At 58.7% G+C, this 12219-nt stretch carries 10 protein-coding genes; 2 read left to right on the forward strand and 8 right to left on the reverse strand.

The window, feature by feature from the left end; all coding sequences use genetic code 11:
• Positions 1 to 6: 6 nt before the first annotated feature.
• The 3 genes from KHO07_RS07210 to speB are packed head-to-tail and all read right to left on the reverse strand — an operon-like array spanning position 7 to position 2955.
• Positions 7 to 1518, reverse strand: coding sequence for a cytosine permease (locus KHO07_RS07210; RefSeq protein WP_212626798.1), 1512 nt, complete (start codon positions 1516 to 1518; stop codon positions 7 to 9).
• Positions 1519 to 1572: 54 nt separating this feature from the next.
• On the reverse strand, positions 1573 to 1995 hold the full coding sequence (locus KHO07_RS07215) for a nuclear transport factor 2 family protein (RefSeq protein ID WP_150734950.1): 423 nt from the start codon (positions 1993 to 1995) through the stop codon (positions 1573 to 1575).
• A 9-nt stretch (positions 1996 to 2004) separates the two neighbouring features.
• Positions 2005 to 2955 carry an agmatinase gene (gene speB, locus KHO07_RS07220; RefSeq protein ID WP_056853080.1) on the reverse strand — a complete coding sequence of 317 codons (951 nt, stop codon included), beginning with the start codon at positions 2953 to 2955 and terminating at the stop codon, positions 2005 to 2007.
• Between the two features lie 358 nt (positions 2956 to 3313).
• On the opposite strand from speB, the gene KHO07_RS07225 reads away from it, so the two are divergent.
• Together KHO07_RS07225 and KHO07_RS07230 are read left to right on the forward strand one after the other, a co-directional pair.
• On the forward strand, positions 3314 to 4207 hold the full coding sequence (locus KHO07_RS07225; RefSeq protein ID WP_075948787.1) for a LysR family transcriptional regulator: 894 nt from the start codon (positions 3314 to 3316) through the stop codon (positions 4205 to 4207).
• A gap of 5 nt (positions 4208 to 4212) precedes the next feature.
• Positions 4213 to 4806 (forward strand): DTW domain-containing protein, encoded by a 594-nt coding sequence (locus KHO07_RS07230; protein ID WP_212626799.1) that lies wholly within the window; start codon positions 4213 to 4215, stop codon positions 4804 to 4806.
• A gap of 66 nt (positions 4807 to 4872) precedes the next feature.
• Here KHO07_RS07230 and KHO07_RS07235 read toward each other — a convergent pair whose 3' ends face one another.
• The 5 genes from KHO07_RS07235 to KHO07_RS07255 form a co-directional block, all read right to left on the reverse strand.
• Positions 4873 to 5694: a hypothetical protein gene (locus KHO07_RS07235; RefSeq protein WP_212626800.1), complete on the reverse strand. Its 822-nt coding sequence runs from the start codon at positions 5692 to 5694 to the stop codon at positions 4873 to 4875.
• Between the two features lie 102 nt (positions 5695 to 5796).
• The gene (locus KHO07_RS07240; RefSeq protein WP_212626801.1) at positions 5797 to 6600 is read right to left on the reverse strand and encodes a hypothetical protein; all 804 of its coding nucleotides are present in this window, start codon (positions 6598 to 6600) and stop codon (positions 5797 to 5799) included.
• A gap of 255 nt (positions 6601 to 6855) precedes the next feature.
• Positions 6856 to 8220: an HlyD family type I secretion periplasmic adaptor subunit gene (locus KHO07_RS07245; RefSeq protein WP_150704397.1), complete on the reverse strand. Its 1365-nt coding sequence runs from the start codon at positions 8218 to 8220 to the stop codon at positions 6856 to 6858.
• Positions 8221 to 8229: 9 nt separating this feature from the next.
• Entirely contained in the window at positions 8230 to 10389 is a 2160-nt protein-coding gene (locus KHO07_RS07250) for a type I secretion system permease/ATPase (RefSeq protein WP_212626802.1), read from the reverse strand.
• A gap of 148 nt (positions 10390 to 10537) precedes the next feature.
• Positions 10538 to 11896, reverse strand: a complete 1359-nt coding sequence (locus tag KHO07_RS07255; RefSeq protein ID WP_150734947.1) for a TolC family outer membrane protein — start codon at positions 11894 to 11896, stop codon at positions 10538 to 10540.
• Positions 11897 to 12219 lie beyond the last annotated feature (323 nt).

Here is a 12219-nt window from a genome sequence, read left to right on the forward strand (position 1 = left end):
TAAAAATCAGGCGACTGGGTGCATCGCCGGTTTTACGAGCGGGTCCGTGCTCTTGCTGCGTGAATCATTCGGGCCGAACACCGCGTTCGCTTCCGGGAACATCTTGAGCAACACCAGGTACACCACCGAGGCCAGGCCCAGGGTCACCGGCAGGCTGATGTCGATGCCATCGGCCAGGTTGCCCAGCGGACCGACGAACTGCCCCGGCAGGTTGACGAAGCACAGGCCGACGGCCGCGCTCGGGATCCAGGCGCCCATGCCGCGCCAGTTCCAGCCGTGGGTGAACCAGTAGCGCCCCCCCTTCTCGCCACGGGTGAACACTTGCAGGTCATCCGGGCAGTAGAAGCCGCGACGCACCAGCAGGCCGATGATCATGATCACCATCCATGGCGTGGTGCAGGTGATGATCAACACGGCGAACGTCGACACGCTCTGCACCAGGTTCGCCGCAAAGCGACCGATGAAGATGAAGGCAATCGACATCACACCGATCAGCAGCGTGGCCTTGACCCGCGACAGCACCCGAGGAAACACGCTGGACATGTCCAGCCCGGTGCCATACAGCGAGGTGGTGCCGGTGGACATGCCACCGATCACCGCAATCAGGCACACCGGCAGGAAGAACCAGGTGGGCGACACTGCCAGCAAGCCGCCGACATAGTTGTTGGCCGCAATGTAGTCCGGTGCCTTGATCGCCACGATGGTCGCGGTGGCGAGGCCGAACAGGAACGGGATCAGCGTCGCCAGTTGCGCGGCAATCACCGAGACCATGATCCGGCCCTTCGGTGTTTCACGCGGGATGTAGCGCGACCAGTCACCGAGGAACGCACCGAAGGAGATCGGGTTGCTCATGGCGACCAATGCTGCGCCGATGAACGCCGCCCAGAAACCCGCCTGACCCATGGCCACGGTGCCGGCGTACTGACTGTCGAACGCCGGGGCGAAAGCGAAGATGCCCAGCAGGAACAGCAGGCTGGCCGCCCACACTGCGATGCGGTTGACCCACAACATGAAACGGAAACCGTAAATGCACACCGTCAGCACCAACAGTGCGAACAGACCGTAGGCCAGGCCCAGGGTCAGGTCGGTTTCCGGCAGGTCGATCAGGCGTTTGGCGCCCCCCACCAGTGCGTCGCCCGAACTCCAGACGGAGAGCGAGAAGAACGCGATAGCGGTCAACAACGACAGGAAAGAACCGACGATTCGCCCGTGCACGCCAAAGTGTGCGCCGGAAGACACGGCATTGTTGGTGCCGTTGATCGGGCCGAACAGGCCCATTGGCGCGAGGATCAATGCACCGAGCACCACGCCCAGCACGATCGCCCAGACGCCTGCCTGAAAGGACAGGCCGAACAGTACCGGGAAGCTGCCGAGCACAGCGGTGGCAAAGGTATTGGCGCCGCCGAAGATCAAGCGAAACAGGTCGCTGGGCCGGGCGGTACGCTCATTGTCCGGAATCTGTTCGACCCCGTTTGTTTCGATGCTGCTAAGGCTTTTGTCGTTGTTGTTGTTATTCATGATCTGCTCCGATCATAAAGGCGCGCTCATCGTGTGTGAGCGTCACCTGTTTGGCTAAGGGGGTGGCAGCCCTTCCGGCATTGCGGACAAATGTTCGTGGCAGGCCAGCCATAGGCCTTGTTGTTCTTGGCCAGACGCTTGTTTCTTGAAAACAATCGTCTCGCGCTCCTGGCTGAAGTGTTGCTCCCCTTGCATGCGCAGCTCGGTGGCCACGTCATGGATGAAAATCGCCACGTCACCCTGCAGGCTGACGAAGGCGTTGCTCGACGTGCACGACAGCACTTCGAAGCCATCCTCGGCACGCCAGCTGTCCCACAACGCCTGATAGGCATCGCGCGACAGCAGCGGTTGTTCGAGGGTGTAGAAGACGAAGCTGGCATCGACGCTGAACGCGCCGAAGTAGGCTTCGCGGTCGTTACGGGCGAAGGCGGATACCAGATCGGCAGCCGCTTTCAATACCTGATCACGTTCGTTCATCACCGATCCTCAGCGATGGACCACGCCAGGCAGTACGCAGAGCATTTCGTACAGCAGGTTGGCGGCCAGCAGCGAGGTATTACCGGTGGTGTCGTATGCGGGCGAGACTTCTACCAGATCGCAACCGATCAGGTCGAGGCCTTGGCAACCGCGAACGATCTCGATTGCCTGAATGGTCGTCAGCCCACCGATTTCCGGGGTGCCGGTGCCGGGTGCCCAGGCCGGGTCGATGCCGTCGATGTCGAAGCTCAGGTACACCGGACCGCCGCCGACTTTCTCGCGAACTTCGGCCATCAATGGCGCAAGGGATTTGTGCCAGCATTCTTCGGCCTGGACCACACGGAAACCCTGGTTGCGGCTCCAGTTGAAGTCGTCAGCGGTGTAGCCCTGGGCACGCAGACCGATTTGCACAACGCGGTCCGGGTCAATCAGACCTTCTTCGACGGCGCGGCGGAAAGTGGTGCCGTGGGCGATTTTCTCGCCGAACATGTGATCGTTCACATCGGCGTGGGCGTCGATGTGCACCAGGCCGACCTTGCCGTGCTTTTTATGGATGGCACGCAGGATCGGCAGGGTGATGGTGTGGTCACCGCCCAGGGTCAGCGGGATCACATCGTGTTCGAGGATGTTGTCGTAGGATTCTTCGATGATCCGTACGGCATCCAGCAGGTTGAAGGTGTTGATCGCCACGTCGCCGATGTCGGCAACCGACAGCGAGTCGAACGGTGCGGCACCGGTCGCCATGTTGTAAGGGCGGATCATCACCGATTCGGCGCGGATGTCACGCGGCCCGAAGCGGGTGCCGGGGCGCAGCGAAGTACCGATGTCCAGCGGCACGCCGACGAAGGCGGCGTCGAGGCCGGCAGCGGTAGGAACATGGGGGAGTCGCAGCATGGTGGCGATGCCGCCGAAGCGCGGCATTTCGTTGCCGCCCAGTGGTTGGTGAAGAATCTTGTCCACGGGTAGGGCCTCATCGTCGTTGTTTTATTTATTGGGTTACGCCGTTCACGGAAGGGACGGGCGAACCTTGTGGCGCCGATTCTGCGAAAGGTAGTGGCCGGGAAGAATCGCTACGGGCAAATACTTAGTTCAGATTTTTCTAAACTAATGGCTGGGACAGCGATAGACTTACGATGCTCCGCACAGTCTTGTGGCGAGGGAGCTTGCTCTCTCTGGGTTGCGAAGCGGCCCCGAAACCATTCAGCCCTGATGTATCAGACAGACCGTCTGTGGCGGGTTCACGACTGCTGCGCAGCCGAGCGGGAGCAAGCTCCCTCGCCACAAGAGCAGCATGTATTAGCTTGTATTCGGAGCCCGCATGGCCAACGCTTTACCCGACCTGAAACTATTGCGCATCTTCGTCAGCGTGGTGCGCCATCAGGGATTCGCCAACGCCCAGCAAGCGCTCAACCTCTCTACGTCGGCCATCAGCACCTACATGAGCCAGCTCGAATCGGCCCTGGGCCTGGTGCTGTGTCATCGCGGCCGGGGCGGTTTCAGCCTGACCAGTAAAGGCGAGTTGTTTCATCAGGAAACCCTGCGCCTGCTGGGCGAGCTGGAAGGTTTCGAACAATACGCCGCCGCGCTCAAGGGCGAACTACGCGGCACGCTGAACCTCGGGGTGATCGACTCCACCGTCAGCGACAAGGCCTTGCCGTTCGCCGAAGCCATCGGCGCCTATAGCCAGGAACATCCGGCGGTGCACTTGCACCTCTCGGTCATGAGCCCTTATGAATTGCAGCTCGGTGTGCAGGACAACCGCCTCGACCTGGCCATCGGCGCGTTCTCCACGCGTATGAGCGGCCTGGTGTACATGCCGCTGTATCGCGAGCAGCACTGGCTGTATTGCAGCTCGCGGCATCCGCTGTTCAATGAGCGGCGCATCCCCGAGCAAGTCATCACCCAACAGCGCATGGTCGGTCGCGGCTACTGGAGCCAGGCCGAACTGGCCCGCCACGGCTTCAAGCACAGCGCCGCCACGGTGGAGAGTATGGAGGCGCAACTGATCCTGGTGCTGTCCGGCGCCTACATCGGCTACCTGCCGGAGCACTACGCCCAGGCCTGGGCCGACAAGGGCGATTTGCGCGTGCTGCTGCCAGCGACCTTCGGCTATCAGGCGCCGTTCTCGATGATCGTGCGCCGGGGCCGCAGCCGCGAGCCGTTGATCCAGACTTTCCGTGATCTGCTCAAAGCACAACTGAATCAGGCGTAAAGACAATGTCCAGAATTCAATGCCCACGTTGCCTGCGCCCGCAAAGCCATTGCCTGTGCCCGCTGATTCCCAGCCTCGACAGCCGCACCCGGGTGCTGTTATTGCAGCATCCGAGTGAGGTCAATCATGCGTTGAACACCGCACGTCTGGCGGCGCTCGGGTTGCAGAATGCCGAGCTGATCGTGGGTGAGGTGTTTGAGGATTTGCCGGCGCTGCTGAATCAGCCGGGTTATTGCGCGCGGCTGTTGTTTCCCGGCGAGGACGCGCAACCGATGCAGACGTATGCCGTCGCCGATGAGCCGCTGTTGCTGGTGGTCCCCGACGGCACCTGGCGCAAAGCGCGTAAGATGCTGCACCTCAATCCGCTGTTGGCGGCGCTGCCTCGGGTGACGCTGGCCGAAGGCGGAGTGTCCCGCTATCGCCTGCGCAAGGCACCGGGGCCGGGGGCGTTGTCGACGGTGGAAGCGATTGTGCAGGCGCTGGAAACCCTCGAGGCACCGGCAACGTTTGCGCCGTTGCTGAAGCCGTTCGAGGCGTTGATCGAGGGGCAGATTGCGGCGATGGGGGAGGAGGTTTTTCATCGCAATCACGGGCGGTAGACCAGCGGAGGGCAAACCTCTGTGACTACGAGGTAGCCCTGCTGGGTGATACAGTTGAGTCGTCACTTATAATGCAGACTTAACTAATAGGTTGTTAATCGTGAAGTCGTTGCCATTTGTCGATGACTGATCGTTGTTGAGTGCGACGACCATTGTGTTCGACGCGGCTGTAGCGGAAAATTTCAGATTGGTCCAGGTTAGTTTGGATATCGTATTGATGGGGGAGTTATCGTTGTCTATGCTGAAAAAAAGCATGGCATGGGGAGTGCCAGCGTTTACTTTTTTTACGTCCACTGAAACTTCATATATTTCCCCGACTGTTGTAGGGAATGTTTTTTGTAGCACTATGCCCTTGTGTTGACCGCCTACATCTGAAGTGTTGTTAAAAAGCGCGTAGTCTCCCGGAGCGTCCAGTACAAATTGAAGTTCAACCCCTCCAGGGCCCTTAGTCCATCCTCCGTATGTCTGATCATCAAAGTCTACGAGCTCATACAGTTTTTCTTTCTGGTTTATGATGGTCAGTTCAAGAGGCGGAAATAATTCGGTGGCTGTTTCATCAGAATTTCCATCGAAAGCGATTTTGCCTTTGATATGAAACGTTGATTTATTTGCGAAGTTTAATAGTTCCTCCCTGGGGATCGGAGTGTTAAACCCGTGAGCTTGTTGTTCTGGTGTGGCTGTCTGGCTTTCATACAGTGTAATAGTGTGGTTCTGACCTGAGTTATCTATACCTGCTGCCTCTAACCACAGGCGAGGTTGAGCCCATGGGTTTGAAGTGACAGCGGGCTTTAGGTCACTGTTACTCACATCTAGGACGCCGTCTACAGCTCCACTCATATCAAGAGCAGGTAAAGGCGGTGGCTGAATTTCGAAAGCTTGCTTGTTCATAATAAATATCCATTTGAAGATAACTATGCTGTCGTGCGGGACCTGGCCGTCGCCGGACGACTCGATCGCAGACGGTTGTGTTTTCTCTAACGGCTTTGTTTTTCAGCTGCGCGGCATCGCCCTGACTCTTAAATCTTCAATAAAGTATCTGTGTGTTTGCTTCCCGTTTTGTATAAGTTTTACAGTTATAGAGTCAGAGGTTGCAATTGCGGAAAACGTGGGTGTCTCCCATGCTATTTCCCGTATTAGGTATGGTGGCGAATTTCTACCATCTATGCTGAAAACAAACTCGGTTTGGTTTGATGAGCTTGCTAGCGAAAGGCCTGCCGAAACCTCATATCTTCGCCCAGGCACTACATTAAAGGTTTTCTGAAGAACTATGCCTTCGACCCAGTTGGTGATTTCGTTATACAGGCAGTAGCCAGCCTCGCCTCGACTTCTGAATTGTAGAGGTGTGCCATTAACTCCCTTCTCCCAGCCTCCATAAGTCTGGTCATTGAAGGTGGTTGTTTCATCCAGGTCTGGCTTGGTTTGGAGGAGTAATTCCTTGGTTGGAAAGCTTATTGCGGTTGACACGTCTGTATCACCGTCAGGTGTTATCCTGGCATTGATGATAATATGTGACTCATTTTTAAAGTTTATAAGTTTGTCTATGGGTACGTCTACGTTAAGCCCATTAGCAAGTTGTTCTGGCGTAGCTATGACGCTGTCTAGCAAGTCGACGACAAGTGGATTCCCTGAGATGTCAATTCCCGATATGTGCATCCACAAGCGAGCTTGCGGCCATTGCTTGGAGATGACAGTAGGATCTTCATCGTGGTCAATTATATTAAGGGTATCGCCGTCACTTTCAGGCACTTGTAAGTAAGGTAGAGCCGCCGGCCGAAGGCTTGCTTGCTTATTCATGGTCATATTCCTACTCAATGGATTGACCACTCGTTCAGGCGAATGGTCAATCCATTCAGCCTAAGAATAGGAAAATGTTCTACTGTCATAATTGACAGGTTGCTGTAGGTTTTAGACGAATGGTCGGTAATAACAGTGCAAGGTATCCGATGCTCAAGTGTATGGACGTTCAAATAAGCAACACGTGTAAAATGTCGGAACGCTGCAGTTCGAATCAAGACAATAAATATCTGTACCTAGGGTGGGCGCCGTGATCTACCTCTCCCGCATCGCCTCGGTCCTGGCTTTCAGTACCGGCTTCAGCAAGTAATCCAGCACGGTCTTTTCCCCGGTAATGATATCCACCGTCGCCACCATCCCCGGAATGATCAGCAGCGGTTTCACGTCCCCGCCCAAATGGTTTTTATCGGTGCGCACCTGGATCAGGTAGAAGCTGTTGCCCTTGTCATCGGTGATGGTGTCGGCACCGATCAACTCCAGCTTCGCACTCAAGCCACCGTAGATTGTGTAATCGTACGCGGTGAACTTGACCATGGCTTTCTGGCCTGGATGCAGGAACGCTACGTCCTGTGGCCGGACCTTGGCTTCGATCAGCAGGTTGTCTTCCAGCGGCACGATTTCCACCATGTCGCTGCCCGGCTGGACCACGCCGCCAATGGTGTTGACCTTCAACACCTTGATGATGCCTTTGACCGGTGAGGTCACGGTGGTGCGGGTCACGCGGTCGTCGATGGCGATGCTCGATGCGGTGATTTTCGACAGGTCGGTGCGCTTCTCGTTGAGCTCTTTGGCCGCTTCAGAGCGGAAGGATTGTTCCGATTCGTCAATCTTGCTCCTGATCTCGGCAATCGCCGATTCCGCTCGGGGAATCGCCAGGGTCGTGGCGTTCAGCGAGCCGCGGATTTCCACGGCGCTGCGCTTGAGCCGGAGGATTTCCACCGGCGACACGGCGCCGGTCTTGACCAATGGCTCGGACATATTCATTTCCTGGTTGACCAGCGCCAGGCTCGAACTGTATTGCCCGGCTTTCGAACGGAATTCCGCCAACTCCTGGGTTTTCTGTCGAAGTTGTTCTGTCAGCGTGCGTTGCTCGCTGGCCAGTCGGCGTTGCCGTTGTTCGTACAACGAGCGCTCGTCCTCGGCCACTTGCGGTGCCTTGGCGATCACTTCGTCCGACAGCTTGAAGGGCCGGCCTTCCGCCTCCGCCGACAGCCGTTCGACTTGCGCGGTCAGGGCATAGCGATCGACTTCGCTCTCGCCCTTGTTTGACAGGTAGCGCGTGTCGTCGAGGCGCAGCAGGGTATCGCCCTTGCTGACCATTTGCCCCTCGCGCACGAAGATCTCGGTGACGATGCCGCCCTCGAGGTTCTGGATCACCTGGACTTTGCTCGACGGAATCGCCTTGCCTTCGCCCATCGTCACTTCCTGTAGCACGGCAAACTTGGCCCACACCAGCGCGCTGATCAGCAGCGCGGCTGTCAGCCACACGGTCACCCGCGACCAGCGCGGCGAGTCCTGCAACGAGGCACCGGCGGTTTCCGGCATGAATTCGGCCTCGGCGCTTTTGCCGAAGCTGTCGAAGTAGCCGCGATCTTTGGAAGAATCCGATGAAGCAGACATGGGCGACTCCTAGACCGCGGCAGAGCCGACGCGGCCCTTGCGCAATGCATCGATGACCGCTTCTTTCGGCCCGTCGGCGACGATCCGCCCGTTGTCGAGCACCACCAGCCGATCCACCAGGCTGAGCATCGATGTGCGGTGCGTGACCAGCAGCACGGTTTTGCCCTGGACCCAGTTGTGGAGTTTTTGTCGCAGAACATCTTCGCTGCTGTTGTCCATGGCGCTGGTGGGTTCGTCGAGCAACATGATCGGCGGATCGAGCAGCAGCGCCCGGGCCAGCAACACCGCCTGGCGTTGCCCCCCGGACAGTAGCTGTCCACGCTCGCCGACGGGCCGGTCGAAGCCTTGCGGGTGTTGCCGGGCCAGTTCGGTAACACCGGTGAGTTCGGCGACTTCGAGCATGCGGGCGTCGCTGATGTAGCGTGCGCCGAGGGTCAGGTTGTCGCGCAGGCTGCCGGCCAGCAGCGGCAAGTCATGGGCGACATAACCGATCTGATGGCGCAGGTCGGCGACGTCCAGTTGCCGCAGGTCCAGGCCATCAAGCAGGAGCTGGCCTTCTTCCGGCTCATAAAAACCCATCACCAGTCGCCCCAGCGTGCTTTTGCCCGAACCGCTGCGGCCGATGATGCCGATGCGTTCGCCGGGTTTGACGCTGAAACTGATGTTGGCCAGCGCCGGCGCGGCCTGGCCGTTGTAGTGGAACGTCACGCCGACCACATCCAGTGCGCCTTGCAGCTGCGTGCGTTCGAGAGGCCGTTGCCGGGCATCGCGCTCCTGGGGCAGCGACATCAGCGCATCGGTACTTTTCATGGTCAATTGCGCTTGCTGGTAGCGGGTGATCAGCCCGGCGATTTGCCCCAATGGTGCCAGCACGCGACTGCCGAGCATGTAGGTCGCCACCAGTGCGCCGACGCTGAGGTTGCCGGCGATGATGCTGTAGACCCCGGCCACGATGGTCGCCATGCCGGAAAACTGCTGGATGAACAGCGTGCCGTTGGTGGCCAGTGCCGAGAGGTTGCGGGCATGGCTGTCGAGGCGGGTGAGGGCGCCGTGGGTGCTTTCCCATTTATGCTGGCGCTCACTTTCGGCGCTGCATGCCTTGAGGGTTTCCAGGCCACCGAGGGTTTCGATCAACAGCGCCTGGCGTTCGGCGCCGAGGCTCAAGCTTTTCTGCACGGTGTCGCGCAGGCGTGACTGAATGATCATGGCGAAGACGATGGTGATCGGAAACGCCAGCAGCGGAATCACCACCAGCCAGCCGCCGAGCAGGCCGATTACCACCAGCATCAGCAATGCGAAGGGCAGGTCGATCAGGCTGGTCAGGGTCACGGCCGTGAGAAACTCCCGCAGGCCCTGGAAGTCGTGGATGCTCTGGGCAAAGCCGCCGATGGTCGCCGGCCGTGCTTTCATCGCCATGCCGGTGATGCGCTCGAACAGGGTGGCCGAGAGAATCACGTCGGTCTTCTTGCCGGCGGTGTCCAGCAAGTGCGCGCGCACCACCCGCAGCACCAGTTCGAAACCGGTGCCGATCAGCAGGCCGATGGACAACACCCACAAGGTCGAAGTGGCCTGGTTCGGCACTACGCGGTCGTAGGTCTGCATCACGAACAGCGGCACCATCAAGCCCAGCAGGTTGATCAGGAAACTGGCGAGGATCGCATCGCTGTACAGCCATTTCGACAGTTTCAGGGTGTCGCGAAACCAGGCCTGTACCCGGGGCACCAGAGGCGAACGCAGGTCTTCGAGTTCGTGGCGTGGCCGGGCGAACAGGGCTTGCCCGCTGTAATGTTCGGCCAACTCTTGCGGGCTGATCCATTGTTCGCCGCCGTCGGCTTCACTGGGCAGGATCAGCACCCGGCCGTCTTCGCCGTAACGGCGCAGGACAGCGGTGCGTCCGTTGGTGAGCAGCAGCATCACGGGCAGGTTGAGCGGGGAGATGTCTTTGAGATCACGGCGCAGCAGGCGCGCCTGCAATCCGGCCCGGGCTGCTGCGCGGGGCAGCAGGTCCAGGCTCAGGCGTTGGTGTGCCATTGGCAGCCCGGCACTCAGGCTGGCGCGACTGACCGTCGCACCGTGGAGTTTGCAGAGGATCAGCAGACCATCCAGAAGCGGGTCATCGAAGCTCAGGCGCGGATCGACACCCGTGTTGCCGGGTTCCATGCTGGTCAAATTGATCGCTCCGGTTGCGCTGCAACAATGGGTTCGAAGATCTACAAGTCCCCCCTGTAGAAGCTGCCGCAGGCTGCGATTTTTTGATCTTGATCTTAAAAAACAAAATCAAAAGATCGCAGCCTGCGGCAGCTCTTGCGGGGGGTGTTTATTTGAGAGTAGGCAGACGGGCATCGCTTTTCACTTCGGTCTGCGCGATGGCGTCGGCCGGCAGGACGACCCGCTGTTTGCTCAACAACTGACCCATGTTCGCCAGTACGCGGTACATCGAAAACTCTTCGGTGTAGCGCACTTCGGTGTAGCGGCGGTTGGCGTTGTAGAGCTCGTTTTCGCTGTCCAGCAGATCGAGCAGGGTGCGTTGTCCGAGGCCGAACTGATCCTGATACGCCACGCGTACGCGTTTACTGGTGTCGGCGTATTCACGTGCGGTCGGGGTTTGTTTCTTGGCGTTGACCATGGCGTTCCAGGCCAGATTGATGTTTTCGTTGAGCTGGCGCAGGGCGTTGTTGCGAATATCCATCGCCTGATTGATCTTGTGTGCATCCGATTGCAGGCGCGCCTTGTCGCTGCCGCCGCGGAACAGGTTGTAGTTCATCACCACGCCGACCCGCCATTCGTTGTCATGGCCTTCTTCGCCCGCGATGTTGTTGTTCGCGCCTACCGCCGCCTCGGCGTCGAAGCGTGGGTAGAAAGGCGACTTGGCGACTTCGTACTGGCTCTCGGCCGATTGCACGTCGGCCTGGGCGGATTTCAGGTACGGGTTATTTTCCACCATGCTTTGCTGAGCTTCCTGCAGCGTGGCCGGCAGTTCGCCGCGGGTCGACGGCGGTGTTTCCAGCTCGTCGGGCAGGCGTCCGACCACAGCGGCGAAGTTAGATTCGGCGTCAGCCAGGTCAACTTCGGCGGTATCGAGGTTGTTCTCCGCCAGTGCCCGACGCGCGGTGGACTGGTCGGCGTCAGCGTTGCTGCCGACCCCGCGCTCGGTGCGCAGGCCGATCTGATCGTTGACGCGCAAGTGAGCCTGCAGGTTGTTCTTGGCCAGCGTCACCAGTTCACGGCGCTTGAGCACTTCGAGGTAGACCTCGATGGTACGCAGGGCCAGATCCTGGGCGGTGCCCTGAGCGTAATAGGCTCGGGAGTTGACCACGCCTTTGGTGCGTTCGACTTCGTTGGCCGTGTTGAACCCGTCGAAGAGCATCTGCCGCAGACGCAGTTCCGACTGGGTGTAATTGAGGATTTCGGTGTGATGGTTACCGAACGCGCGGGTGTTGGTGTTATCGCTGTACCCGCGCCCGTACGCGGCATTCAAGTCCACCGATGGATAAAAGCCCCCCTTCGCGACCTTCACGTCTTCATCAGCCGACAAACGGCTGTCTACCCGCGACGCCAGTTCCGGGTGGGTGGCGATAGTGCTCTGGATGGCTTCGGTCAATGACATGGCGTGAGCTTGAGACGTGCAGGCCATGGCCAATAAAACTGCGCTGCAGAGGGGGGTTAAAAGGCGCATGGTGCATCTCCCTGGAGTCCTGATGGTTCTTTATCAGTCGCCAATTATTTGACGACATTTATAGGTAAACCGTTTCACGCGTTTTACAGAAGAGCTAAGAACATTCTGGAGAGAACCTAAGAAGTATTTCTCATAACGCCTATGCCAAAAAAAACTTATGCGCTCTGCAAAATCCAGCACATTGTTCAATTCGAAAGCCCTTGTTTTATGAGCTTTAGGGCGCTCGTCGGGGCTTGATGGAAAGTTCCAATCCACTTATCGACATGGGCGGAGAAGTGCTGGAGGGGAGGGATGCGGAGCGGATTTGAGTGACGGTTTTCTGT

The sequence above is a fragment of the Pseudomonas sp. PP3 genome, from assembly GCF_905336995.1.
GTDB lineage: Bacteria > Pseudomonadota > Gammaproteobacteria > Pseudomonadales > Pseudomonadaceae > Aquipseudomonas > Aquipseudomonas reinekei.